The following is a 24455-nucleotide window of genomic DNA, read 5'->3' as shown; positions in this document are numbered from 1 at the left end:
CAGTGCGGGTCGGGCCCCTGAGTGGTTCCTGGAGATCGCTTGGGAGAAATCTGGGAGAAGATCTTGGTCGGCTTCTCCCAGGAGCAGTCTCCAGTGCCGCAGGAAGAGCGGCGCCTACGCGCCCTCGGACCTGCGCGTTCGCGAATCCAGGGCTCGTAGCTGACCAGGAACACCGCGGCGGGCCGCCCCAACGGTCGTTAGGAACACCGCACATGGCAGGTCATCGCTCAGCGCCTTCCCACGACCACGCCCGTGCGCTCGCCCAGCGGGTGCGTGCGTTGCGGGAAGACCGCGGGTGGACGCGGGAGCGGCTGGCCAAGGAGGCAGGCATCGCCGTCGGGACGCTGGGCCGTCTGGAGAGCGAGGGAGCGATCCAGCCAGGTTTCCTCACCGTCGGCGCGGTGGCCCAGGCGCTCGATGTCTCCCTCGATGATCTGTTCCGGGCGACCCGGGCCACGCCCGTCACGCCCGGTCTCTGGTCAGCCGGATACGAAGGGCGGGACATCGACTCATTCGTCGCCTCGCTCGTCGGCAACCGCATCAGCGTCGTAGCGGACGTACGGCTCACCCCGATCAGCCGCAAGAAGGGCTTCAGCAAGACCCGCCTTGGGGAAGCCCTGGCCGAGGCCGACATCAAGTACACCCACCTGCGCGGCCTGGGCAATCCGAAGGACAACCGGGAGCCCTTCTGGGACGGCCGCGTCGAAGTGGGCCGGGCGCGCTTCCGTGGCCTGCTGCGGTCCGAGGAAGCGCAGTCCGACCTCGATCGCCTCGCGGAGCACGCCCGGTCGTCGCGGGTCGCCGTGCTGTGCTTCGAGAAGGACGAGAGCCGCTGCCACCGGCAGGTCGTCCTGGAGACGGTCCGCAACCGGATCTCAGTGCCAGTAAATCCCTTGGCCTGACTTCGTCCCCGGCTTTCGCGCGCGCCCTTGCCAGCGATGCATGCCTCTCTTCCAATCAGATCGGGGAGATCGATGGAGGGGGTACACCATGGCGTCGTCGGCATTCGGGGAACGGCAGCGCGCACGGATCATGATCACGGTCAAGACGTATCCAGAGCTGTCCAACAAGTACCGCGAGACCAGCTGCGTGGCCGGCATCCGTCTGGACCAGGGCGAGCCACAGCACGTACGGCTCTTCCCGGTGCCCTTCCGGCTCCTCAGTGAGGACGCTCAGTTCTCCAAGTACTCGATCATCGAAGTCGATGTCGAACCGCACCGCCCGGGTCGAGACTCCCGCCCGGAGAGTCTCCGGCCCGACCTCGACACGTTGGAGGTCGTGGGTGAGGTACCGTCCGACGGCGGCTGGAAGAAGCGGTACCGACATGTGGAGCCGCTGGTCGCCCCGTCGCTCTGCGCCATCAAGCGGGATCAGGAGAAGCGAGGAACGTCCCTCGGCATCTTCCAGCCCGCCGAGATCACCCGCTTCCGGCTGGAGCCCGCCGAACCCTGGTCCGTCTCCAAGGCCGCCCTGGCCGACCAGCTCGACCTGTTCGAGCAGGAACTGAATCCGCTGGAGTGGGTGCCACTCGACTTCCGCTACAGCTTCCGCTGCGCCGACGACGACTGTCCGACCCACGACATGGGGCTGAAGGACTGGGAAGCTGGCCAGTCGTACCGCAAGTTCCTGCGCAAGTACGGCGAGCGCGGTGTCCTTCAGGCACTGCGCGAGACTTGGTACGACCGGATGTGCGCCCCGAACCGGGCCGTCCACTTCTTCGTCGGCAACATCGCAGCGCATCCCAAGACCTTCATGCTGCTAGCCGTCTTCTACCCAGAGCGGAAGGTCGTCGAGTATGTGCAGGACAGCCTGTTCGGTGAGTAACACGCTCCTGCACACACTATGAGGAACCGCTGCGACTCCTATAGCCCTGACCACCTGGCAATACTTGCCTTTCACCTTTCAATTAGAGTATCTGGGATGCTAGCTAGGCAGGCAACATGCAAGAGGGCAGTAGCCTTACTCGCACAATGGGCAAGATTGTAGCTCCAGGGGCGTATCTCCCCTGCCTCAAGCGCAAGAATCGTACGTGAAATATCACCGTACGCTTCGACGATGGATGGCAACAACTCCTTGAGGTTTGAATCGTCGCCTGCGGCAATGCCGTGACGATCTACACTCCACAGAATTTTACCCACGGAATCATAACGCTCCATAAGAGCCCTGGCGGCAGATGCATTCGAGAATGCCACATCAATGTGCCTCAAGCCAAGCCACGCCTCGCGAATTGTGGAATCCAGAGAGTTAGAACCAATCGCCTTCCACAACTGCCTACAAGCCGAAGCGAGACGCCATCCACTAGAGTCACCGGGCTCAGGCGAAGTGCTAGCCGCAATCATCTCCAAAAGGTAGCGTCCAGGACTATTCATAGCCGAGTTGATGTCGATGTCCAGGCCCAGGTGAAACCCTGAAGGAACATCAGCTTTGTCCAGCGTGTAGAGGCGGGCGTGGGCATTGGTGTCAATAACCTGCACCGCAATCTGAGATTTCGGACTATCGCCCAACACAGGAACCAGCGGATTGTCTGCTACCGTGGTCTGTCCGCCCACCCATGGAACTGCTCTCCCGCCAGCCCGCGCGGGGTGAGCATCAAGAGCCAGAAGGGCACCAAGAATTGCTTCCACGTGATACACCGCAGCGTACACTGCAGGATATCCGATCCCCCTAACTGGCACAGCTATAATCATCCATGGCCAGGTGCCCTGCTCGTTATAGTCTTCCAGGATTTCCGGGATCACATCCGGGTCATTGATGGAAGCCCAATAGTCCGCAGTCCACCAAACTTCATCGAAGCGAAACCCTACCAGGCCAAGGTCACGCGCATGTTTGCTGAGTTCTGTCGCATACGAATCATCAAGATGACCAGCAATTACTCGATCAGCAATCTTAAGCGGGACTACGGCACCATCCGCATCAACAGCAGAATTAAAAATTCCCCCAACAGCCACAGCAACGAGAGACTTCTCCGTTGCCTCCCGCACATGTCCCAGCAAAGCTGTAACATCAGTTAGGCGGGCCTCCTTGCCGGCGGCAATGTAGGCCAAGCGCCGCAAGAGAACATCCTCCAGTTCATAAGGACTGACTTCAACGTCTGGCGCAAGCAACTCACGCAACGTTTCGACAGCTGAGGCCAAAGCTTCAACACCCCGAGAGCTGAGGCGCACGTCGATGTCGCCCACCACATGCGTGGTCAAGCCACCGTCATCAGCGATACGGGGCACCGGAGGTTCGTTCCACTCGTCGTCGTCACCTGGTGCCACGATCGCCTCGCCCAGTGCCGCCGTCCAAAGACGCCATAGCTGATCGCTAGAAGTCATGTCAGATTCCCCCCTCATGAGAGATACTGCGTATGTGATCAACGTAGGAGTACCCGACCCTAGTCTGGCGGATGCAGCCGCCGAGTTGCAGGCACTCGTTGAAACTGACGGACACAAGGACGAGAAAGTTCTACAGGAGTGGCTGGAGAAGCACCCGGCATTTGTGCCAGGCGCATTCGGGCCGCACGGCGCCTCAGGCTGGCTTCCATGGCCAAATGCGGTAATCACTCAGCCGCCCCTTACGGGCTTGCTCGAGCGCCGTCCGGACTTCATGTGGTTGGCTAGCGACAGCCGCTACTTGACTGTTGTATGTGTCGAAATCGAAATCCCGGCGAAGAAGTGGTTTAGGGAAGATAACAAACCTCATGGAGACTGGGTTCATGCTCGCGCACAACTGACCGAGTGGCGTTCGTGGTTTCGCGAACCTCTCAATACCGCTCGCCTCCTGGACGAATACCAAGTACCGGAACAGATGCGGTCACTAGAGGTCCGGCAGCATTACTTCTTCGTCATGGGTCGACGTTCCGAATACGACGGAGATCGGCGACGGACCCGGCTACTTGCAGCGGATGACCGGCCTGACGAAACCGCAATGTCCTGGGATCGCCTCATTGAAAGCCCGCACCCACGTGCGACGACGCTCGGATGTGTCCGCCTGTCGAAGCACTCTGGGCAGTACGAAGACGTATACCGCCCTCAGACGCGCGCGCCAGGCGAAAGTGATCCGCCTGAAGACCCTAATCCTTCCAGGAAGCTGCGCTTTATGCCTCGGCGCCCCAGTTCCGGCTCAGCTTGAGCTCAGCCGACTGCTCGGATGAGCTGGCTCGTGGTGCGGGGTTTTGCGGCTCCCAGGTCTGGAAGGGTCCTCGTGCAGCGGGACAACTCACTGCGCTGCCCCCTCTGGTTCATCAGCCGCGGACGGGTGGACGTACCTGCCCTCGTTGAACGGAGTGAACCACGCCTTGAACGCCATGGGCGCAACTCCAAGAGTCGCCCCGACGGCGCTCTCGTCAATCCCGTCCATGGAATCGTCATAGAGCCACTCGTGGTCCATGTCCTCGTAGACGTTGTCGGCGAACGAGTCGAGCGCGGCCGAGACGCCCTCGTCGAGCAGCCCGAAAGTCTCCAGGGTCACGTTCGTCTCATTCAGCAGCAGCTTCAGTGCGAGTTCCTCGGCGACACAGCTCAGCTGCTGGAAGCTGCCATCCGTGAAGCGTGTGGTCATGGCGATCACCGTCACCAGGAAGCGGCGGGCGAAACGGGCGTCGTACTGCATAGCGTATCGCTCGGGAAGGTCCTCGAAGTGCCACAGGGGACCGTCGCATTCCGCAGCGGTGGTGTCCTCCTCCGTCAGGGTCTGCACGTCTTGGAACAGCTCGTCCACCAGAATGTCCGTCGCGTACACCAAGGCACCGGCAGCGAGTTTGGCGTCCTCCGGCGAGACGGCGAACTCGGTGTCGCCGTCTTCCTCCTCGTCGTCTTCGTCGTCCACGACGCCGAACATCACGGGCGGGAAGGAGCGCAGCTCGTCTGCCAGTGCCAGCATCTGGCCGCGTACCGCCTCAGCTTTCGCCTCGGTGTCGTAGCCCTCACTGCCGTCCTCAGCCGTGGGACGCTCGGTATGCCGGGCCTTACGATCAGCAGGATCATCAGGCGGGGCATCGGGACCGTCGGCGGCGGCGAGGCTCTCCTGGGCGAGCTCCGGGTGCAGTTCGACCTCGCATCGCTCGATCTGCCAGTCAGCCAACAGCTCGGACCGTTCCAGCAGTTCACCCACGACCGAGCGCACGGCTTCCTCGGCAAACTCCAGAGCCGGAGCCTCCACGAACACTTTCAGAAGCGCTCCGCCCGGGTAGACGGCCACGATGGTGTCGAGGAGATCGACCTCCATGCCGTCGGGTCCCTCGATGGCCTCAACGGAGTCGAAGCCACCCTCGATGAGCGCCACGGAGCCGGCGCATTGAAGTGGGTCCATCTCCGGAGTGCCCTTCGGGATGTGGGCGTCCACAGTCACTACGTAAGTCACGCGTCCGATCCTGGCAGGGATATGCCAGGCAACGGGGAGGAATCCGCTCAATCGGGAGCACTACGCATCGAGTCTGAGCGTCAGCCCGATTGATGCCGGCGGCGTAGACGTCGTGTTCAGCGCCCTGGCCAGTGCTTCGGCGGCTCCACAGCCGGGTCGGTGACCTGCAATCGGCTGCGTCGGGAGGGGTCGACGGCCGTGAGAGAGACGAGTCGCTGGCCGTCCGCCTCCTCCAGCTCGGCCAAGGCGTGAGGAAGCGCGGCGCATACGGTGGCGATGGCGGTGCCGAGGCCGACCAGGCCGCCGTGCTTGTTGTTCTGGCGGTACTGGATGCGGTGGAGTCCCGACCGAGCGATCGCCTCGACTTCCATGGGCCGGTTCAGTTGCTTGGCGTCATTGGTGATGATCGCCTGGAAGCCCTCCAACCTGGCCTTCGCGTACAGCTCGATGTCCTTCGTTCCGGCCCAACCGTCCAGCTCGTGGACGTGCAGCACGTCATGCGCGGTCAAAAGGATGCGCACGATCTCGGCCATGGGCCTGGGGACGTTCTCATCGAGCAGCAGCTTCAAGCGACAACCTGCCGAGAGCCATCGACGTAGCTGTCCACGTAGTCGCTGAAATCGACCGCGTCGCGTGCGGCTGCCGCACTGACCCCTGGGTAGAAGTCGCTGATCCTGTCCGGGGGTACACCGTCCCTGACCAGGGCCGCTACCTCTGCGGCGGGAATCCGAGTTCCTTCGATGACCGGCTCACCGCCACGCACCGCGGAGTCGACGGCGACGTGATCGCGTGGCTTCAGCAGGTCAGGGATGTGTCGGCCATCCTTGTAGAAGGGGGCAAGCACATCCACCAACTGGTGGATGACCACGTTCCCGCCCCTGGTCAGATCGACCGCCTGCTCGGGCTCCGCAAGGTAGACCGTCTTCGGTCCCGCCACGAGCACGTAGGAGGACAGGTGTTTACGCTCACCCAGGTCTTCTCGGAGTGTGTCCACCGCCCTGCGGATCTTCTGCAGCGACGTCTCCTTGCGGAGCTTCACACAGGCCCGCAGAGCGACCACGTCGCGGAAGGAATACAGGATCGGGCGCGAGTCGGAGATCTCCGGAACGAGGAGCGCGCCCTTCATGCCGGAAGCACGGCGCCAGTGGGAGAGCTGCCGCAGGGTGGCGCCGGAAAGGGCGGCGGCGAGCTTGGGCTCATACGACACCGCGTTCCTCCTCTCCGCCCCCATCGGATCCCTGGTGACCGTACTCCATTCTCATGCCTTCCACCGAGATCGGAAAAGACGGGCTCCATTCGAGGTAATCGAAGCCCGTCTCCCGACCATCAGGCCGTCCTCGTGGCGCGAGCGCGCAGCAGCCGATCGAGTACGGCGACCGGCGAGCGCGGGTGCAGGCCCCGCCGGGCATCGAGCGCTGCCTCCCACTGCTCAGTCAGGCCGGCCTTGAGACGTTCGCGCATGCCAGGAGTCACGTGGGCGTAGCGGGCCGAGATCGAGCCGTCGATGTGGCCCATGCGCTCGTCCATCAGTACCTTCTCGGTGCTGAGGTCCTCCATGTGCGTGCGGTGGGAGTGGCGCAGGCCATGCGGGGTGAGCCCTCTGGCGATGGGCAGCCAGCAAGCGTCGGCCCGGCCTTGGGCGTTGCGGCCGCGGACCGGGACGCCGGGCCAGGGCTCGCCGAGCAGCGGGACCGGGCGGGCCTCCTGAGGTGCTTTCTTCGGGTACCAGCCGGAGGTGGCAGGCGCGAACAGCCAGGTGGCGAAGCCGTTGCGGCGCCAGTGAGCGGCGTTCTCCGTCGGGACGCCTCCTCGGACGAACTTCAGCTCGGCTATGGCGCGTTCAACACGGACGCGGGTGTCCTCCCGTACCCGCTCGGGGTGGTTGAGGACATTGGACACGGTGCCGCTGGAAACTTCCGCGCGGCGGGCGACGTCCACGAGCTTGGCGCCCGTGTGTCCGCCGGTGCGTGCGGTGCCCTGGCCGCGGAAGACGTAGCGCTTGCCGTGGCAGGGGCACGGCGTCGGTTTCGTACGGGCGATGTGGTCGGCGACCAGGGCCGACAGCCAGTCCGTCGCGTCGATGGTGCGGTAGCTGTCGTCCTTGGGCGGGCAGCGGATCAGCTCGCCCGAGTCCAGTTCGTACAGCTGGTGTTCCACGCGTATGGCGCCGGGCCGGGCGAACTCGGTCTCCAGGCCGACTATTTCGCCCCACCGCATCCCCGTGTAGCCCTTGAGGATCACGGCGACGAACTCGTCGTCGCGGCCGGACAGCAGGGCTGCACGTTCGGCGATCAGGAGCAGACCGAGCGGGTCGGTGATCACCTTCTCAGGACCGCGGTCGCGAGAGCGGCCGGCACGTTTGCCGCGCCCGCGCCGCTTCGCTGCGGGGTTGGACGCAATAAGCCCCTCGTCCACGGCGTCTTCCAGGATGAGGTGGAGCGTCGAACGCCACGTCTTGACACTGGATGCCGCATAGACGGCCTTCTCCCGCTTCTCCCAGGTGTCCACGTCCGTGCGGAGGATGCCGGCGAGGGCCTTGTCCTCGAGCTCGGGGAGCAGGTGCTCCTCGATGTGGCGGCGGTAGTTCTGCATGGTGGACGCGGCCAGGTCCTGGGCGTCGTACCAGCGGCTGGCGTACGCGCCGAAGGTCTCCTGTCCGGCCGCCGGGTCGCGCCAGGTGCCGCGCCGGACCTTTGCCTCTTCCTCGTCCGCGGCCTGCTTGGCCTCCCGCTTGGTGGCGAACTTGACCACCGCGCCCGTCGGGTCGACGACGGTTCCGTACTTGCCCTCGCTGACCTTGTATCTACCGCGCCAGTAACTGCCGCGCTTCTCGGCGAAGCCCACGCCTCGTATCCCCTCCTTTCTCGGATGTGCTGGGTACAGCTACGCAGCAGTGCCGTACTGGGACCTGCGGGGCGGTCGAGCCCTGAGACGTGGGGCGGAGGACGTGGAGGGCCGCGTCTGCCGAGTCGGACGCGACGGGGTCATAGCCAACTCCGGCGGACTGGCCGGTGACGGCGCTCCCTGGGCTCGCTGTGGCGCCGACTCCTCGTGGATGCAGATGATCTCGGCGAGGTGGTCCGCGGTGAAGCGGTAGGCGCGGCCGACTCGTGTGTGCGGTATCAGGCGCCGGCGTGCGCGGTCCTTGACCCACCAGGCCGAGCAGCCGAGGGTCTCGGCGATCTCCTCGGGGCGGTAGAGACGGGGCAGGGCGGCTTCACCATCCGTTCGGTGCGGAAGGCGTGCGAGGGCAGGGGGCATCGAGGGGTGGGGCAAGAGGGATGGGGTCCTTACTCGGTGGAGGATGCTCGATCAGCGGCGGTGGGTGGCCCGCCTCAGGTGGTACTCGGTCCCTCCAGCAGCACGAGGGGTGAGACGAGGAGTGCCTCGGCTATCGCGACGAGGTCGTCGACGTCGCAACGCCGCTGGGCACGTTCGATTCGAGACAGCATCGTGTTGGACATCGGACGGCCGAGGGCCGTGACGCGGTCGGCCAACTGACGCTGGGCGAGACCGCGTTCGGTGCGGAGGATTTCGATGGTGTGGGCGGTCCGTATTCCTGCCGGACCCATTTCCAGAGAACGTGCTGCCATAGCTCCAGTTGTAGCGTGCATTCCCCGGTTTGGTTAACCGGCGATCGTCGGCTATGTTGCGCCCGCTTGGTCAGCGAGCAGGGGGAAATTCCAGTTCTCCACTCTGATGTCGCGCAAGCTCGCATAGACGCCTTGAAGCGCTTCTGACGTGGGGTGTTGTGTTGTAGCTTCGCCGTCGCCAGCGCGTCAACGGCTTCCCGATGTGATGCTTCTGGCTCGGTCGATAGGGCAACTATTTGGTCAACCGGCGATCGTGCCCTACGGTTTTGGTCCCGCCCGCTACCAGCCTGATTTCCTGCGGCCTTTCTGCCGTGAGAGATTGCGCCGGATCAGGCTGGACTTGCGCGACCCGGGTGTGGCTATGTTGACGACACCCCCGGAAAACGCAGTCGGTTCGCGGCGCACCCCGCGCCAGCATCCCGACCCCTCCGTTCGAATCCTGCCCCGACCGACGGTGAGCCGTGGTGTCCGCCCACAGGCCGCCGAGTGAGGACCGCCCCACTCTTGGCACGAATCCGCACCATCAAGCCCGAAGCCTTCGTCTCCGAGTCCCTGGCCGCCGTCTCCCTGACCGCGGAACGCACCTTCCTCGGCCTGCTCACCCAAGCCGACGACCAGGGCCGCCATCGCGACCACGCCGCGATCATCGCGGGCCAGTTGTGGGTCCTGCGCCCGGAGCACACCCCACCCGATGTCGAGACAGACCTCGCCCAGCTCGCCGACGCCGGGCTGATCTGCCGCTACAAGGGGCCGGACGACAAGCGGTACCTGCACATCGTCACCTGGCACCAGCACCAGAAGATCAACCGGCCCAGCACGAGCCGCCTTCCCAACTGCCCCCACCACGCCACACCGGTCGGCACCGCGCCAGGCGTCGCCGCGCCGACTGCGCGGGCCAGCATCACGGAGCCCGCACCGCAGCCTCACGGAACCCTCCGTGAAAGCTCCGGGCAAGTGCGCGAGCCTGCGGTGAATCCCAGCGCCGATCACGAAACCGCAGGTCAGATCGACTTCACGGAGCCCTCCGTGAGGGCGCAGGGAGGACTCCGTGAGGCAGCAGTGACGCCTCACGGTCCGGATCTAGGACCTAGGATCATGGATCTAGGAGATACCCCTTCGGGGGGCGCGAGCGCCCCCGCACCCGACACCGTCTCGGCCCAGCAGCTCATCGCCGAGTACGCCGCCGCCTGCGCCCACCGCCCGCCCAAGGATGTCCTGGGCCACCTCGGCCGGGAGGTGCGCAAGCTCGTCGACGAGGGCATCGCCCCCGCCCATATCCGGGCCGGACTCGAACGGCACCGCGCCAAGGGGCTGCACCCCAGCACCCTGCCGAGCCTCGTCCACGAGGCGATGAACGCGACCCCCGCCACGCCAACCGCGCCGGTTGCCCACAGGGCGTGGACAAATCCCACCGACGTTGAAGCCGCCTTCGGAGGTGACCTCTGACCGCCACCCTCACCCGAGAGCCCCACCGGGTCGGCCCGCTCGCCGACCGGCTCAACGGCATCCTGGCCAGCCGCGGGATCGACCGCGCCACCGCTGCCACCGAGGAACCGCAGGCCGAGCCCATCACCGCCCTGGAGCTCGCCGACGCCCGGATCCCCGCCCGCTACCGCAGTGCCCTGGCCGACCACCCGCAGGTCACCGCCTGGGCCGACCAGATCGCCCGCGCCGGACGCCCCGGCCCCGGCGGGCCCGGCATCGCCGAAGGCCCGTCGCTGCTGATCGCCGGCCCCACCGGCACCGGCAAGACGTACCAGGCGTACGGCGCCATCCGCGCCCTCCTCACCCGAGGTGTGCGCCTGCGCTGGGAAGCCACCACAACCGCCGACCTCCACGCACGGCTCCGCCCCCGTGTGGGGCACGACGCCGAACGGGATCTGCAGACGCTGGCACGCTGCCCTCTGCTGCTCCTGGACGACCTCGGCGCGGCCAAGACCACCGAGTGGACCGAGGAGGTCACCTACCGGCTCATCAACCACCGGTACGAGCGCATGCTCCCCACCCTCATCACCACCAACCTCCCCACCGCCGAGCTGCGCATCGCGCTCGGAGACCGCGTCGCGTCCCGCCTCGCCGAGATGACCGAGCGCGTCGTCCTCACCGGCCCGGACCGACGCCGCACCGCGCCTCCCGTCTGACGACAGCCGCGCCTTCCCTGCCCACCTCGCCTCACCCGCCCGTGTACAGGCATGCCCTCGACCGCGCGGGCACTTGGAGAACTCCGGCATGACACCTCGCAACACCGCGCCCGTGAGCGCCGAAGAGACCGCCACGTCGTTCGTGGCGCACTGGACAACTTCCTCCGTGGCAGCCCTGTCGCTGCTCGTCCCCGCCGCCCTTGCCGCTGGTTGCCTGCTGTGGCAGAGCGCCCGAAAACTTGCCAACGGGCGGCGACGTGGAACCGTCGCAGATTGGGTCGCCGCCATCGCTGCTGTCGGCTGCACCGCCTACAGCGCCAGTACCAGTTGGCGATTCGCCGCCGACTACCTCGACATGCACAACACCGTCGAGCGCTGCGCCTTCTTCGCCATCGGGGAACTCGCCATGGTCGCCAACGCGGTGATAGCCCGCCAGAACCTGCACGGACCACGGCAGGCCGCTGGCATCCCTGCTGTCCTCATCTGGGTGCTCGCCGCCGTGCTGACCGTCCCCGCCTACGCCGAGTACGGCCTCGTCAGCGGCACGTGGAACGGCTTCTTCGGGCCGGTGATGGCGGCAGCGATGTGGCACCTGGCCATGGGGACCGAACGGCGTCATCGGACTCCCGGCATCGATCGGCCGCGTAAGGCGTTCACCGCGAGCGCCTCCACCATGTGAACACCGCAGCGATCACACACTCATGCCGCCCCGTGTCCCCGTGAACGCCCCTCGCTCCCTCACCGCAAGTCCCACCGCACCAGCCCTGGAGAGATCTGGCTTGCCCTCCCCCGCCCCGAAAGCCCCGTCCGCCATTCGCGGCGGACGCACCATCCGCGTCGGCATCGCCCTGCTCGCCGTGGTCGCCTTCGCCCTCTCCTACGACGCGCTGCGCCAGATGGCCGTCGCCGGCCACGTGCGCGGCCTGCTCACCTACCTCTTCCCGCTCGTGATCGACGGCTTCATCGCCATCGGTATCGTCGCCCTGATCATCCTCCGCACCGCCCCGGTGAGCTCCCGCTTCTATGTATGGATGCTCGTTGGCGTAGCCACCGGCACCAGCATCGGGGCCAACGTCGTACACGCCGTCGGCCTCAACGAGGGAACCCGCCTCCGCCTCAACAACGCCACCGCGGGCGCTCTGTCCGCCATCGCCCCGCTCGCCCTCGCCGGCGCCGTCCACCTCTACCTCGTCATGAACCGCCACCTCGCAAGCGGCGCCATGGCGGAAGCATCCCCGGCCACGCCGCCCGCCGCATCCGCCACGCCAGGGGACGACCGCCCGATCCGCCAGGAGCAAACGGACGACGACGCCACCGCTCCCTCCACCAAGGCCAACTCCGCGCCCGAGGCGAACACCACGATCACCAAGTCGCCCCCAGCCAAGGCGAATCGGAAGAAGGGTGAGCGCAAGACCACTGCTCCCGACACGGTGCTGTGGTCAACGGCCCGCGCCATCGGCGCCGAACAGGGCACAGTGCCCCGCACCACCCTGGAGGCCGCGATCAGGGCCCAGGGCTACACGATCCAGAAGGACCGCGCCAAGGAGATCGCCAACGCCGTCACGGCGGAACTCGCCTCCGCCGCCAACACCGACGCTGCTGCATAACCGCCACGGCGGAATGCCCGGCGTGGCGGAAGACCACCCCGCCAATGCCGGGCGCCGCCACGCGAACTCCGCCACCTCTACACACACCGCTCGGCGGCTCTTCAACTCGATTGCGCCAACAGCTCATCCAACGACGCCGCGGTACTTCCTCACGCCCTCCACCAGGGCGACGAACAGCGCTTCCTACCCGGCTCCACGACCCCACACACACGCCCACTTCCCGCACACCCCTGAGGACACACTCCATGCCCGACCAGCACCACGAACCCCTCGCTGCCCAGCAGGCGATATCCACCATCTCAGCCCCAGACAGCACAGCAAGTTGTCGGGTAAGGAGTCCTTACCCGGCCTCCGCCCCGAGGGGGACGGAGGCGTCCGGCGTAGCGCCGGAGTCGGCCGGCCCGGGGGGACCGACCGAGGAAGGGGACGACACCAAGTCGTCGCATACTGTGCAGCCGTCCGCGCCGCGTCGCCGCATGCGTCAGTCGCGTCTGCGTAAGCGCCGTGTCCATCCGCGCTACAGCGACAGCGAGTTCGCCAAACTCGCACGCGCCGCCGACATCAGCCAGATGCCGGTCGGCGGTTACGTCGCCGAGGCATCACTGGCCGCCGCCCGCGCCGAGGACCCCTCGGCCGCGGTCGCCGACTACCGCGCCATGGTCAAGGCGCTGATGGCTGCCAACGGACAACTCGGCGGAGTCGGCAACAACCTCAACCAGCTCACCTGGCACCTCAACAAGGACGGCGCGTGGCCCCAGCCCGACACCGTCCGCCGCCTCCTGGAGCGCATCGAAGCGGCCATCGCCACCATCGACACCGCAGTCGCCCAGGTCGTAGAGGGACGGTGAACCGGTGATACCGAAGATCATCCTCGGCAAGGGCGACACCCGCCGCCTGATCGCCTACCTCTTCGGCAAGGGCACCGCCAACGAACACGTCGACCCGCACCTGGTGGCGTCCTGGAACGACTTCGCACCCGACCCCGGCCGCAGCCCCCACCGCGACCCCAAGGAGGTGGAGAAGCAGCTCCACACCCAGCTCGACCAGCCAGTAGCCGTGCTCGGCCGCCGGGCACCCAAGACCACCGTCTGGCACTGCCCGGTCCGCGCCGCACCCGAGGACCCGATCCTCACCGACGACCAGTGGGCCGAGATCGCCCGACGGATCGTGGCCGCCGCCGGCATCGCCCCCGCCGGAGACACGGAAGCCTGCCGCTGGGTGGCCGTACGCCACGCCGACGACCACATCCACATCGCCGCCACCCTCGTCCGCCAGGACGGACGCCGCCCCCAGCGGGACTACGACATCCGCGCCGTGCAACGCGAAGCCCGCCAGATCGAAATCGACTACGGGCTCCGCCGGTTGAAGCCGGGCGACGGCACCGCCGCCAAGCGCCCCACCAGCAAGGAGCACTTCAAGGCCAAGCGCCTGGGCCACGACGCCACATCCCGCGAGATCCTGCGCCTGCACGTCCGCCGCGCGATGGCCGCCGCCTCCACCGAGGCCGAGTTCTTCGCCCTGCTGGAGGCGACCGGCGTGACCGTGCGCCTCAAACTCGGCCCGTCCGGCGACGCGCTCGGCTGCAACTTCGCCCTGCCCGGCGACACCAACGACAAGGGCGAGCCCGTGTTCTACGCGGGTTCCACCCTCGCCAGCGACCTCTCCCTGCCCAAGATCCGCCAACGCCTCGCCACCACCAGCCCCGAACCAATGGCCGTCCGGCCGGGCAACCCCTGGCACCAGGCCACCGCCGCCACCGAACGCATCCCCCACCACCTCACCCGCAGCGACGACGAAGCGGCCCAGGGCCAGCTGGCCGCGCTCGGCGGAGCACTCGACCTGCTCCCGCTCACCGCCCCCGCCGCAGCGAGGGCCGAACTCGAACGAGCCGCCGTCGCCTTCGAGCGCGCCACCCGCTCCCGCGTCGCCGCCGACCACGCCAGCGCCCGCGTCCTGCGTCGCAGCGTCCAGGCGATCTGGAAGGACCCCGCACGGCATGGGGACAACGCCGGGCTGGCGATGCTGCTGGACGTCGCGCTCACCGCGGTCGCCTACGCGATGCACTGGCACCGCACCCGCCAGCACGCCCAACAGCAGGCGGCAGCCGAACAGACCCTGATCCACCTGCAGGCCGCGTACGCGCAGGTCACCGGACCGGTCCTGGCCGGCCTCGCCAGCCGGGCACCCAGTCCGCAGACCAAACGCCGCTACGCCCACCACCTGAAGCAGGCGGCCCCCGGGCAGGCCGAGCGCATCCTGGCCGACTCCGCCTGGGACGCCCTGGCCACCGTGCTCGCCGAGGCGGAAGCAGCCGGGCACAACGCGACCGCGATCTTCGACCGCGCCCTCAACCAGCGCACGCTGGACGACGCCCACAGCCCCGCACGAGCACTGACCTGGCGTATCCGCCGCCTCGGCGAACGCCACGCGCCCGGCCCACGAGCCCAAGCAGCCAACGCACACCGCACCGCCAAGCACGCCACCGTTCCGCACCCGCAGGAGCCTCAGGCACGGCGGCGCTGATCACCTCTGCGCCCGGCCGCCGCCCTCAGCGACGTCCTCGTACGGCGCTTCCGCCGCAGCACCCACCTGCCCGCCCCGGAAAACCCCCAGGACGAGCCAAGCACCGCGCCCCGCCCTCAGCGCCCGCCGCACAACCCGCGAACGGGGCAGCGAACGACACCGCTCGTCTTGCCCCCCAGCACCACCTGTCGGCACACCCCCGAACCGCTCACAAGCACAACCGATCTCACGACACCACACAAGGAATGCCCATGCCCCAGTTGTCCGTTCGCCTCGAAGTCGTCGTCTTCATCACCAACGTGGACTTCGACCGTCACGACGACCCGACGCGCCCGTACCACCGCGATGGACGTCCGTTCACCGTCGCGCACGACCTGCTGACCACCTGCACCCCGGCAGAAATAGCCGCCGCCAAGGCACAGATGCGGCTCGAAGCCGAATGGCAGCGTGAACTCGACGCGATGCAGGATGCCTTCGTCGAGCTGCTCATGAAGTACTTCGCCAAGCTCCCCAAGGGATCCGTGGTCAGCGACGCCGTTGCCATCATGACCGACGAGGACTACGCGGAGTACGAACGCCTCGTCAAGATCGTCGCTGCGGAAGACACCCTTGAATACCGCGCCCTGCACGGAGAGAACTGACCGGGCGCACACCAACGGCGGCCCACCCAGTGGGCCGCCGTTGCGGCAGGACTAAAGCGGCTGCCAAGAAGCCGTGCTCGGCTCCGGGGCTCCCACGTGAGCAGCGGGTCCCCCCGGCGTTGAGGCCGGGGACCCGCTGCTTGTTGAGCGAGGTGCTCGGCGCGATCGGCTCTTGCACCGGCTGCGGCCAGCCGATGCGCCGCCACGGGACCGGAGCCGCCCACGCCTGCCGATCCCGCCTCATGACCCCGTAGACCTGACCACCGTGGCCTTGGCGACCGCTTCGCGCACGTGGGCATCGACAAGGCCGGGGCTACCAGAGACCACGACGACCACCGCCCCGGTGCGGACGGCCGTCTGCTTGACGATGCTGCTGCGCCTGCCAGCGGTGAAGGTAAGCAGCTGGCTCCACTGCTCGTCGCCCAGCTGGCGGGCGACGAGCACCTTCTGAGTCGTGACCGTGACGGCGGTACCGCCAGCGAGGACCTGGTAGGTGGGGCAGGAGGTCATCGCCTCGAAGATCCGGCCCACGCTCCGGGAGAGTTTGTCCTCGGTGTCGCTGTACAGCTCCTCGGTCAGCTCAGAGTTGCTGCCGCCGGCGTAGGTGAAGGACGACTTGGCCTTGCGGGGGAAGGCGAGGCTTGCGCCGGCCGCCGCGTCGCTGCCGAGCTTGGCCAGCGCAGGGCAGCCGATCACGGTCACGTCGTCGTGCGCCGCGGTGCGCTGTGGCATGCGGGTGTAGTCCCCGCCGAGGTCGCTCTCGTCCAGGAGCCGCTTGGCCAGTGCGGTCGAGGACAGGGGAGTGGGCGCCGGGGCACTCTGGCCGTCCGGGTGCACCGGGACGGTCGTGGAGGACGTCGGGCCGGAGAAGGTGGCGCTGCCACGGGAACAGCCCGTCAGGGCCAGGACGGCGAGGGCGCTGAGGCTGAGGACGGTCGTGGTGTGAACGCGCATAGAAACCCCTTGGTGGCCTGCGAAGCGGACGGTCTGACCAGGCCGGCCCTCCGGGCGCCGGCAGTACGAAGGGGGACGGGGTTTCGGGAGGTCAATGGCCGAGGTGGCGCAGGCCCTCTTCGAGAGTGGGGTGGAACCGGTCGACGGGACCGGAGTGGCGGTTGAACCAGACCGCATCCAGGCCGGCCTCCTGCATCTCGTGGCCAGCCCTGCAGCGCAGCCATATCGAGCCGTCGCGCATGCACAAGACGATCCAGTCCCGGTACATGCCGCACTCGGGGCACGTACGGACCTCACCGTCGACGACGAGCGGCTGCAGCCAGCGCATCATCATCCCGGCCACCTCCTGGCGCGACGGCACCCGCAACTCCGGCGGCAGGAAGTCGGGCACAGCCGCTTCCTCCGCGACAGGGTCCTGTGAGGTCGGCTCGGGGCAGTCGGGCCACGGCTGCGCGGACTGCAGCCGCAGGAGCAACTCGTAGCCCGCACGCTGGGCTTCACGGAATGCACGGTCCTCACGAGCGCGTCGAAAGAACAAGACTCTCTCCTTTTCTGTCATCGGGCGGGTGCGGGGGCGCACCGCGTCTGACCTGCTACCACTCGGGAGATCAGCGACGAGCCGCGCAACAGCGGCACCTCTGGGGCCGGGCGTCGTCAGCTGCAGCGGACGACGGTGAGCCGCCCCTCCGCGCTCTCGGGCACAGTGTGGCGAGGCACCGGGACCGGGGAGGCGAGTGAGGACGCGAACGCGGCCACCAGGTCATGCGGAACGCTGGCGCTGAAGCTGGCACACCACAAATACGGCGCGCCGAGCACGGGCTCCGCCCACACCTGCCACCCCACCAAGTCAGGCCGCGGGACGGCATCCTCGATGAGCGGCGGCAGCATCTCCAGGGAGACACAAGCGGAGAACCCGGGATCCGTGGCAGTGGTGCGGTGGCGGTCCACGTCGCGGATCCAGCCCCGGAAACTCAGCGCGTCGAGGACCGTCTCGGGCCCCTCGAAGGCGAGGTCGGGCGCCTCACGGCCGTCGATCGCCACGAGGAGATCTGCAAGGGCCTCGTAGGAGACGCCCGTGGTGAAGTACGCGTTCCACTCCGGCATCGCGGAGGCGGCATGCCCTCGGGCGCTCAGCTGCCAGGCAACGGGCAGACCGCCCAGCTCGAACGGGTAAGCCGCGAGGATCCACTCGGCGCCACGCAGCCCGTCCGGGCTTACATACAGAAGGGTGTGACGGGAGGTGGGCCACATGCGCCAGCCGAGGTCGGACAGGGTGTCGCCGATCCGCTCGGCGAGCACACCGTCGTCGCCGGCCAGATGACGCGGGGTGACCCAGTACACCGGGTCCGGCAAGTTTGGTCGGGAGCGGTCGCTGGAGTGGTGCGGGAGCAGGGGCGCCTCCATGGGCTCGGGGGGTAGAACACTGGCCGTCCAGGATCACCAGCATCACCTCGCTGACCAGGTCTTCCGGCAAGGTGTTGCAGGTTGACATGGCTGTGCAGCTGTGCGCCAGTCGTTTCGGGGGCTTTGCTGTCTGCCTGTGGCGAACTGGTGTCCGCCGACATCGAACCCAGTCCGTGGAGTTCCTTGCCATCCAACGCAGTCGTCGCAGGTCACGGCGCTGGTGAGCGGGGACGGCCTCACCAACGCCCTTGCCAATCAAGTTAGTCGCCGCAGGTCAGCGCGGGGCGGACGACTGGATTCGCTGCCCAAGGACAACTGGCAAATAGGTGAACAAGCTTGCCCAAAGAAGCGAGCCCCGCCCATCGCAGCTCCGGCATGTGATCGTCAGCGGGGTGGCACCCCGCCACCGCGCAGGCGGCACTGGCGATCCCTACGGGTGCCATCGCCGGTGCGGGAGCAAAACAGCGTGCGCGTTGCGCGCAGGCTGCTGATAGTTGCTGCATGGATGCGATTGACGCTGCGCGTGCCGTTGCCGAGGAACACCACCCTGACGCCCGCGCGGCGTTCCTGGGAGGCAGCGTCATGACGGGCCGCCGTACGGCGATGTCGGACCTCGACATTGTGGTGCTCCTGCATGGAGCCCCAGCCCCGTGCCGGGCAAGTTTCCGGCACGATGACTGGCCGGTGGAGCTGTTCGTGCACACCGAGGCAACTTGGCACACATACGTCGAACGGGAGGTACGCAAGCGCCGATCACCCCTCCTGTGGATGTGTGCCGACGGGCTGCTGCTCTTCGACACCGACGGAGTCGGTGCGCGCCTCGCCGCTGAAGCCCAGAGGCTGGCAGCGGCCGGACCGCCCACCGTGCCGGCCGAAGAGATCGAGGACCGCCGCTACGCGATCACCGACCTCCTCGACGACCTCTCGGGCAGTGCCGACCAGGGCGAGCGACTGTTCATCGCTACCGAACTTGCGCGGCGAACCGGCGAGTTGGCGCTGGCCATTGGCGGATCTTGGGGTGGAGGCGGAAAGTGGCTGGCACGACGTCTTGAGTCCACGGCGCCGGGGCTCAGCATGCGTCTGCATCACGCCCTTCACCAGGTGCTGGAGGGGCGGGATGATTCCCTCGTCGGTGTGGTGGACGAGGTACTGGAGCAGGTCGGCGGCCGGTTGTGGGACGGCTACAAGCGCGGTGGCGGGACACCGTGAGCGGGCACGGCACACCAGCCAGTACCCGCTGGTTCTGGTGACCGTGGGCGGACTGGGATCGACCGGACAACCGCTGCCTCGCTCGGCGCCGACAGAGGCGGGCGGAGCGCAGAAATGGTTCGAGAGAGGTGGTGAGGCGCTGGCACCCTGGGGCGATGTTGTTCAAGCTCACCGGGTCCAGTTGCTCGGGCAAGACGACGCTCGCCTACGCCGCCGCCAGCAGGCTCCAGCAGATCGTCGTGCACGACTTCGATGAGCTCGGTGTGCCGGAGGGTGCCGACCTGCACTGGCGTCATCGCATGACCGAGATGTGGGTGCGACGCGCGCTGGAGTACCAAGACCGCGGCATCGATGTTCTTCTCACCGGGCAGTCCCCCTTGGGCGAACTCCTCGCCGTGCCCTCCGCCCAGCTGCTGGACGGCATCGCCGTGTGCCTGATCGACGTCGCCGACGACCTCCGGCGCGTTCGCCTCGCCGAGCGCGACCCCGGCCGGTGGGACGCCCCGGCCGTCGATGCCTTCCTCGGCTGGGCCGCGTGGCACCGCAAGCACGCCCTCGACCCCCGTCACCGACCCGACGTCATAATCGACAACAGCTGGCCCGAGATGGCCTGGCACCGCTGGACCGGGTGGCACGCCGATGATCCCCGATGGCGCACTCAACTGCTCGACACCACGGACCAACCAGTCACGAAATCCGTTGTTCAGGTCGAGCGGTGGATCACCCAGCAGCGCGACGCGCATCAGGCTGGCCAACTCGCCCTGGACAACGGTTGGGTTTCATGATCCGTTCGGACGGTGCGGGCACGCCATCGAAGGTCTCGCTCGGTGCCAACGCCGAGCGGATTTGCTGTCCCTTCTCATGACCCTCGATCGCGGCCCCGACAACGCGCCTGCCGGTCGCATCGAGAGCAAGCAGAACGGCGCCGACTCACACCAGCGAGTCGGCGCCGCGCCTGATCTCAGAGGTCGATGCGGGCGACCTTGCGGCCCACCTTCAGGTACAGCTCGGCACCTTCAAGTGCCCCTACCTCGCTCACGACTTCGCTAAGCGTCTGCTGGACAGAAGCCTCGGCGAGAGGCGTGGCCTGCTGCTCTCCGTCTGACTCGCGGATCAGGCGAAGGCCCTTCTGCTGAGCCACACGGCGCACAGCGGAGATGCTGGGAGCGAAGTCCAGTGTCCGGCTGACCAGCGCGCCGAGCGTCTCGTCGGCGTGGTCCTTCAGGGAGACGACGGGGAGGTTCTGGGTGTCCCCGAAGGAGCGCTTGGAGAAGCGCGCCGTGAACTCCGCGCGGGCGGCGGCAGCGGCGTCCAGGCCGTGGAGCGCGGCCACCACCTCGCCGGCCAGGATGCGCTTGACCGCCATCGGGTGCGCGGTTCCCGCCTCCAGGCGCTTGGTGACCACGCGGATCTCGTCGTCCGTCCACTCGGTGAGCAGCTGGAGGTACTGCTCGGTCAGGTGGTCGGGGATGGACATCAGCCGACCGTAGACGTCATCGGGCGACGCCGTCAGGCCCACGTAGTTGCCCTTGCTCTTGCTCATCTTCGTGCCCGTGCCGTCGGTGCCCTCGATGAGCGGGGTGGTGATGACGACCTCGGGGGTCTGGTCAGAGATCTCCATGACCTTGCGGCACATCTGGAGGTTCAGCAGCTGGTCCACGCCGCCGAGTTCGACGTCGGCGTCAATGGCTACCGAGTCCCACGCCATGACGACGGAGTAGACGAACTCGGCGACGGACAGCCCGTGGCCCTCGGCGAGCCGGGTACGGAAGTCCTCGCGCTGGAGCGACATGGAGACCGGCACACGGGCGAGGACCCCGACGAGTTCCGGCAGGGTGACCTTGTTGAGCCACTCGCCGTTGAAGCGCAGGCTGGCGCGCTCGAAGTCGATGAACGGCGTGACCTGCTGCTGGTAGCCGCTCAGGTTGCGGGCGATGTCCTCGTCGGTGAGGGGCGGTCGCTCCGAGGACCTTCCCGACGGGTCACCGATCTTGGCCGTGACGTCACCGATGATGAAGACGACGTGGTGGCCCATCCGCTGGAACCGGCTGGCGATGATGATCGGCACCGCGTGCCCGAGGTGAACGTCGGGCGAGGTCGGGTCGATGCCGTACTTGACGACGAACGGACGCCCCGCGTCCCGTGCGGCTTCGATCTTCTCGGCGAGCACCGCGGCCGAGGGGATCAGGTGGTTCACGCGCCCCTCGACCAGGGCGGCCTGCTCCTGGGGGAGAGGTCGGAGAGGTCCAGGGAGCGCCGTGCTGTTGTCTCGCCCAGCAGCTGCGCGACCGTATAGTCCACGCCCAGGTCCGCTCCATCGAGGATGTGCATGACACGGGTGACGGACTCGCTCAAACGGCTCATGGCGCCTATACGCTCCTGGGTCGGACAACTGGCCTGACCAGTAGGGATGGGAAGCGGCGACTTTATCGACTGCGTGGTGGTCCAGCGCATCGAATTTTCGGGCCCGTGGCTACATCGGGCAGGTCAGCGATAGCCAACGGATCCGGTGAGTTCCTCGGCATCGGCGTCCACCACCCGTCGCACGGCTCACGGCAGGTTCTCCCATCCACGAGTGAGTTTCTTGATTGCCACCGCTGCCGCACGCTCCGTATCCTGCTGGGCAACGCGTTGACGGAGACGAGTAGCCACGGATCACGTGAGCAGAGAGAGCCGCCGGAAGCTGGGAAGGCGGTCTCGCGCCCCGAGGTGAAGACCCTCCTGAGCGCGGGGAGGAACGACCCCGACTGGTGGTCCAATGCCCCGCCGGCCGGCCCCCGTCACCGGGCCTGAATGAGGCCGCCACTCTGTGGCGGCGAAAGTGCGGTGGCACCGCGAGTTGCCCTTCTCGCCCGCACTCCCAAGGGATCATGACGAAGTCCTTCGGAGGACCCGAATGATCCACCGCCGCGTACACGTCTCCAACCTGCGAGAACACGTCGGCCGTACCGTTTCCGTCTGCGGATGGGTGAACACCCTCCGCCTGCAGCGCAAGATGCAGTTCGTCATCGTGCGCGACCACACCGGCATGGTCCAGGTGACCCACAAGCGCGACGATGGGCCACTGGAGGCCCAGCTCGAAGCCCTCACATCCGAGTCCGCCGTCAGGATCACCGGCCGCGTCGTCGACGCTGCCCAGGTCAAGCTCGGCGGCCTGGAGATCGTCCCCGAAGCGGTCGAGGTCCTGAACCCGGCCGCCACGCCGCTGCCGATCGATGACCACACAGGCTTGGAGCAGCGGTTGGACTGGCGCTTCCTGGACGTGCGCCGCCGTCCCGCCACCCAGCTGATGTTCGCCGTGCAGACCACCCTGGAACAGGGTATGCGCGAGTACGCCTACGCGCAGGGCGCCACCGAGATGCACACCCCCAAGCTCATGGGCACTGCCTCGGAGTCCGGCGCGGAGGTCTTCAAGCTCGGCTACTTCGGCCGCAGCGCCTTCCTGGCGCAGTCGCCGCAGTTCTTCAAGCAGATGGCGATCGCGGCCGGCGTCGACAAGGTCTTCGAGATCGGGCCGGTCTTCCGTGCCGAGCCGTCGTTCACCTCCCGGCACGCCACCGAGTTCACCGGCGTCGATGTGGAGTTGGCCTGGATCGACGGGGTCGAGGACGTGATGGCGTTCGAGGAGCAGATGCTCGCCCACGCGATCGCCAAGGTCGCCGACGCGCACGGCGAGGCGATCACCGAACACTTCGGCGTCGAGGTCACCGTCCCCACGTCGCCCTTTCCCTGCATCACCATGGCCGAGGCGCACGAGATCCTACGTAAGGGCGGCTGGGACCCCGCAGGCGTCAAGGAAGACCTGGACCCGGAGGGCGAGCGGGGTATTTCGGCCCACATCAAGGAGGCCACCGGGCACGAGTTCGTGTTCATCACGCACTACCCGGTCGGCATCCGGCCCTTCTACCACATGCGACCTGCCGACGACCCGAGTGTGACCTTGAGTTTCGACCTGCTGTGGAAGGGCCTGGAGGTCACCACCGGCGCGCAGCGCGAGCACCGGTACGACGTGCTGCTGAAGCAGGCCGCCGAGAAGACCATGAGCACCGAGCCGATGCAGGACTACCTGAACGCGTTCCGGTACGGGTGCCCGCCGCACGGGGGCCTCGGCATGGGCCTCGGCCGGGTGCTGATGGTCATGCTCGGCCTGGACTCGATTCGCGAGGCGACCTTCCTGTTCCGCGGGCCGAACCGGCTTACTCCGTAACCCGGTTGCGGCTGCGTCCCACGACACGGGCAAGCGCCTCGTGTCGTGGGACGCCGTCTCAGTAGCGGATATTGCGCAGGTCGTGCATCCACGCCTCGGAGGGGTTCTTGTCCCAGTAGGCCCGCAGTGCCAACTCCCGCTCGGAGAAGCATCCCTGGTGGCACAAACCACCGTGGGAGAGGGTGACGCTCATGGCGAGCTCCGACTCGGTGGTGACCCAGTGCGGTGTCAGAGCGTGGCTCCACAGCTGATCTCCGGGCCGCATGGTGACGGAGTGGCGATCGGCCGCATCGTGCTCGGGCGGCTCTTCGCCGGTCGTCTCGCCGATGACCGCGGCCTCGGCCGACAAATGCTTGTCGGGGTCGAGGTAGCTGTGGAACGTCTTGGTGCCGTGGACCTGCCAGACCAGCCCGTGCGAGTTGTCGTTGTGGTACGTCGAGGACGCACCCTCGGTGGACAGGAACAGGATGGGTGCCAGGCGCTGCCAGATGAAGCCCCGGGCGGACAGGTGGGTGCGCCAGGGGATCATCACCTCCTCCTGAAAGCCGCTCAGGAGGTCGTGGTAGAAGCGACTGAGATTGAAGTGCACCAGCCGGAACGGCCAGGTGACGATCTCTTCGAGCGGGGCGGTGCGGAAGGCGGCGGTACGGTCCATGCGCACCTGCCAGTCGTCGTCCCCGAGGATGGTGAACCGGACCTCCTCGTCCTTGCGGACGTGGTCCAGAACGTCGGCGGCCGGCAGGAACATGTAGTCGATGGGAACGTCCAGCGGGAAATTCGGCGGCTGCCGCCATCGGTGGGTGAAGTCGTCGGGTGTCGTGATCGTCATAAGG

The 24455-nt window shown here is 67.2% G+C and carries 24 protein-coding genes and 1 pseudogene; 13 read left to right on the top strand and 12 right to left on the bottom strand.

Annotated features, from left to right (window positions below):
• Positions 1 to 212: 212 nt before the first annotated feature.
• Together QQY66_RS27205 and QQY66_RS27200 are read left to right on the top strand one after the other, a co-directional pair.
• Positions 213 to 902, top strand: a complete 690-nt coding sequence (locus tag QQY66_RS27205; protein WP_301982916.1) for a DUF488 family protein — start codon at positions 213 to 215, stop codon at positions 900 to 902.
• Between the two features lie 88 nt (positions 903 to 990).
• Positions 991 to 1824 (top strand): hypothetical protein, encoded by an 834-nt coding sequence (locus QQY66_RS27200; RefSeq protein ID WP_301982915.1) that lies wholly within the window; start codon positions 991 to 993, stop codon positions 1822 to 1824.
• Between the two features lie 71 nt (positions 1825 to 1895).
• On the opposite strand, the gene QQY66_RS27195 is transcribed toward QQY66_RS27200, so the two are convergent.
• Positions 1896 to 3317, bottom strand: coding sequence for a hypothetical protein (locus QQY66_RS27195; RefSeq protein ID WP_301982914.1), 1422 nt, complete (start codon positions 3315 to 3317; stop codon positions 1896 to 1898).
• Here QQY66_RS27195 and QQY66_RS50475 point away from each other — a divergent pair.
• A complete protein-coding gene (locus QQY66_RS50475) occupies positions 3316 to 4113 on the top strand; it encodes a Shedu anti-phage system protein SduA domain-containing protein (RefSeq protein ID WP_367666996.1) in 798 nt (265 codons plus the stop codon). The two genes, QQY66_RS27195 and QQY66_RS50475, sit on opposite strands and share 2 nt — an antisense overlap.
• Before the next feature lie 87 nt (positions 4114 to 4200).
• On the opposite strand, the gene QQY66_RS27190 is transcribed toward QQY66_RS50475, so the two are convergent.
• The 6 genes from QQY66_RS27190 to QQY66_RS27165 form a co-directional block, all read right to left on the bottom strand.
• Positions 4201 to 5394 (bottom strand): hypothetical protein, encoded by a 1194-nt coding sequence (locus QQY66_RS27190; RefSeq protein WP_301982913.1) that lies wholly within the window; start codon positions 5392 to 5394, stop codon positions 4201 to 4203.
• Positions 5395 to 5459: 65 nt separating this feature from the next.
• Positions 5460 to 5912 (bottom strand): DUF5615 family PIN-like protein, encoded by a 453-nt coding sequence (locus QQY66_RS27185; protein WP_301982912.1) that lies wholly within the window; start codon positions 5910 to 5912, stop codon positions 5460 to 5462.
• Complete coding sequence (locus tag QQY66_RS27180; protein ID WP_301982911.1) at positions 5909 to 6550, bottom strand: DUF433 domain-containing protein; 642 nt, start codon at positions 6548 to 6550, stop codon at positions 5909 to 5911. Before QQY66_RS27180 ends, QQY66_RS27185 begins: the two co-directional genes overlap by 4 nt.
• A 119-nt stretch (positions 6551 to 6669) precedes the next feature.
• Positions 6670 to 8187 (bottom strand): LacI family DNA-binding transcriptional regulator, encoded by a 1518-nt coding sequence (locus QQY66_RS27175; protein ID WP_301982910.1) that lies wholly within the window; start codon positions 8185 to 8187, stop codon positions 6670 to 6672.
• A 39-nt stretch (positions 8188 to 8226) separates the two neighbouring features.
• Positions 8227 to 8604 (bottom strand): helix-turn-helix domain-containing protein, encoded by a 378-nt coding sequence (locus QQY66_RS27170; RefSeq protein WP_301982909.1) that lies wholly within the window; start codon positions 8602 to 8604, stop codon positions 8227 to 8229.
• A gap of 74 nt (positions 8605 to 8678) precedes the next feature.
• Positions 8679 to 8936 carry a helix-turn-helix domain-containing protein gene (locus tag QQY66_RS27165; RefSeq protein ID WP_046494019.1) on the bottom strand — a complete coding sequence of 86 codons (258 nt, stop codon included), beginning with the start codon at positions 8934 to 8936 and terminating at the stop codon, positions 8679 to 8681.
• Positions 8937 to 9440: 504 nt separating this feature from the next.
• Here QQY66_RS27165 and QQY66_RS27160 point away from each other — a divergent pair.
• From QQY66_RS27160 to QQY66_RS27130, 7 genes are all read left to right on the top strand, one after another.
• Positions 9441 to 10382, top strand: coding sequence for a hypothetical protein (locus QQY66_RS27160; RefSeq protein ID WP_301982908.1), 942 nt, complete (start codon positions 9441 to 9443; stop codon positions 10380 to 10382).
• Positions 10379 to 11077 carry an ATP-binding protein gene (locus tag QQY66_RS27155; protein WP_301987508.1) on the top strand — a complete coding sequence of 233 codons (699 nt, stop codon included), beginning with the start codon at positions 10379 to 10381 and terminating at the stop codon, positions 11075 to 11077. The genes QQY66_RS27160 and QQY66_RS27155 overlap by 4 nt, the downstream gene beginning before the upstream one ends.
• A gap of 88 nt (positions 11078 to 11165) precedes the next feature.
• Complete coding sequence (locus tag QQY66_RS27150; protein ID WP_301982907.1) at positions 11166 to 11756, top strand: hypothetical protein; 591 nt, start codon at positions 11166 to 11168, stop codon at positions 11754 to 11756.
• A 100-nt stretch (positions 11757 to 11856) separates the two neighbouring features.
• Entirely contained in the window at positions 11857 to 12684 is an 828-nt protein-coding gene (locus tag QQY66_RS27145) for a DUF2637 domain-containing protein (RefSeq protein WP_301982906.1), read from the top strand.
• A gap of 476 nt (positions 12685 to 13160) precedes the next feature.
• A complete protein-coding gene (gene mobC, locus QQY66_RS27140) occupies positions 13161 to 13532 on the top strand; it encodes a plasmid mobilization relaxosome protein MobC (protein WP_301982905.1) in 372 nt (123 codons plus the stop codon).
• A gap of 4 nt (positions 13533 to 13536) precedes the next feature.
• A complete protein-coding gene (locus QQY66_RS27135; protein ID WP_301982904.1) occupies positions 13537 to 15207 on the top strand; it encodes a mobilization protein in 1671 nt (556 codons plus the stop codon).
• A 251-nt stretch (positions 15208 to 15458) separates the two neighbouring features.
• Positions 15459 to 15848, top strand: coding sequence for a hypothetical protein (locus tag QQY66_RS27130; protein ID WP_301982903.1), 390 nt, complete (start codon positions 15459 to 15461; stop codon positions 15846 to 15848).
• Between the two features lie 240 nt (positions 15849 to 16088).
• Here QQY66_RS27130 and QQY66_RS27125 read toward each other — a convergent pair whose 3' ends face one another.
• The 3 genes from QQY66_RS27125 to QQY66_RS27115 form a co-directional block, all read right to left on the bottom strand.
• Complete coding sequence (locus QQY66_RS27125; protein WP_301982902.1) at positions 16089 to 16802, bottom strand: hypothetical protein; 714 nt, start codon at positions 16800 to 16802, stop codon at positions 16089 to 16091.
• A 91-nt stretch (positions 16803 to 16893) separates the two neighbouring features.
• Positions 16894 to 17340: a hypothetical protein gene (locus QQY66_RS27120; RefSeq protein ID WP_301982901.1), complete on the bottom strand. Its 447-nt coding sequence runs from the start codon at positions 17338 to 17340 to the stop codon at positions 16894 to 16896.
• 116 nt (positions 17341 to 17456) lie between these two features.
• Positions 17457 to 18143 (bottom strand): DUF317 domain-containing protein, encoded by a 687-nt coding sequence (locus QQY66_RS27115; RefSeq protein WP_301987507.1) that lies wholly within the window; start codon positions 18141 to 18143, stop codon positions 17457 to 17459.
• 564 nt (positions 18144 to 18707) lie between these two features.
• On the opposite strand from QQY66_RS27115, the gene QQY66_RS27110 reads away from it, so the two are divergent.
• Together QQY66_RS27110 and QQY66_RS27105 are read left to right on the top strand one after the other, a co-directional pair.
• On the top strand, positions 18708 to 19415 hold the full coding sequence (locus tag QQY66_RS27110) for a nucleotidyltransferase domain-containing protein (protein ID WP_301982900.1): 708 nt from the start codon (positions 18708 to 18710) through the stop codon (positions 19413 to 19415).
• 155 nt (positions 19416 to 19570) lie between these two features.
• The gene (locus tag QQY66_RS27105) at positions 19571 to 20200 is read left to right on the top strand and encodes a hypothetical protein (RefSeq protein WP_301982899.1); all 630 of its coding nucleotides are present in this window, start codon (positions 19571 to 19573) and stop codon (positions 20198 to 20200) included.
• A 176-nt stretch (positions 20201 to 20376) separates the two neighbouring features.
• Here QQY66_RS27105 and tyrS read toward each other — a convergent pair.
• Positions 20377 to 21779, bottom strand: a pseudogene (tyrS, locus tag QQY66_RS27100) (tyrosine--tRNA ligase).
• Between the two features lie 532 nt (positions 21780 to 22311).
• Between tyrS and aspS the strand changes: the two are divergent.
• Positions 22312 to 23622 carry an aspartate--tRNA(Asn) ligase gene (gene aspS / locus QQY66_RS27095; RefSeq protein WP_301982898.1) on the top strand — a complete coding sequence of 437 codons (1311 nt, stop codon included), beginning with the start codon at positions 22312 to 22314 and terminating at the stop codon, positions 23620 to 23622.
• A 58-nt stretch (positions 23623 to 23680) separates the two neighbouring features.
• On the opposite strand, the gene QQY66_RS27090 is transcribed toward aspS, so the two are convergent.
• Positions 23681 to 24451 carry a hypothetical protein gene (locus tag QQY66_RS27090; protein ID WP_301982897.1) on the bottom strand — a complete coding sequence of 257 codons (771 nt, stop codon included), beginning with the start codon at positions 24449 to 24451 and terminating at the stop codon, positions 23681 to 23683.
• Positions 24452 to 24455: the final 4 nt, after the last annotated feature.

It is taken from the genome of Streptomyces sp. DG2A-72, from assembly GCF_030499575.1.
GTDB lineage: Bacteria > Actinomycetota > Actinomycetes > Streptomycetales > Streptomycetaceae > Streptomyces.
Note: the sequence above shows the minus strand (reverse complement) of the source record. Positions and strands in the feature narration are given on the sequence as shown.

What these genes read in the sequence shown, in the direction of transcription:
- QQY66_RS27110 (WP_301982900.1), top strand. Translation starts at nt 18,708, where the DNA reads ATGGATGCGATTGACGCTGCGCGTGCCGTTGCCGAGGAACACCACCCT.
- mobC (WP_301982905.1), top strand. Translation starts at nt 13,161, where the DNA reads ATGCGTCAGTCGCGTCTGCGTAAGCGCCGTGTCCATCCGCGCTACAGC.
- QQY66_RS27200 (WP_301982915.1), top strand. Translation starts at nt 991, where the DNA reads ATGGCGTCGTCGGCATTCGGGGAACGGCAGCGCGCACGGATCATGATC.
- QQY66_RS27090 (WP_301982897.1), bottom strand. Translation starts at nt 24,451, where the DNA reads ATGACGATCACGACACCCGACGACTTCACCCACCGATGGCGGCAGCCG.
- QQY66_RS27130 (WP_301982903.1), top strand. Translation starts at nt 15,459, where the DNA reads ATGCCCCAGTTGTCCGTTCGCCTCGAAGTCGTCGTCTTCATCACCAAC.
- QQY66_RS27150 (WP_301982907.1), top strand. Translation starts at nt 11,166, where the DNA reads ATGACACCTCGCAACACCGCGCCCGTGAGCGCCGAAGAGACCGCCACG.
- aspS (WP_301982898.1), top strand. Translation starts at nt 22,312, where the DNA reads ATGATCCACCGCCGCGTACACGTCTCCAACCTGCGAGAACACGTCGGC.
- QQY66_RS27170 (WP_301982909.1), bottom strand. Translation starts at nt 8,604, where the DNA reads ATGCCCCCTGCCCTCGCACGCCTTCCGCACCGAACGGATGGTGAAGCC.
- QQY66_RS27165 (WP_046494019.1), bottom strand. Translation starts at nt 8,936, where the DNA reads ATGGCAGCACGTTCTCTGGAAATGGGTCCGGCAGGAATACGGACCGCC.
- QQY66_RS27205 (WP_301982916.1), top strand. Translation starts at nt 213, where the DNA reads ATGGCAGGTCATCGCTCAGCGCCTTCCCACGACCACGCCCGTGCGCTC.
- QQY66_RS27195 (WP_301982914.1), bottom strand. Translation starts at nt 3,317, where the DNA reads ATGACTTCTAGCGATCAGCTATGGCGTCTTTGGACGGCGGCACTGGGC.
- QQY66_RS27125 (WP_301982902.1), bottom strand. Translation starts at nt 16,802, where the DNA reads ATGCGCGTTCACACCACGACCGTCCTCAGCCTCAGCGCCCTCGCCGTC.
- QQY66_RS27105 (WP_301982899.1), top strand. Translation starts at nt 19,571, where the DNA reads ATGTTGTTCAAGCTCACCGGGTCCAGTTGCTCGGGCAAGACGACGCTC.
- QQY66_RS50475 (WP_367666996.1), top strand. Translation starts at nt 3,316, where the DNA reads ATGTCAGATTCCCCCCTCATGAGAGATACTGCGTATGTGATCAACGTA.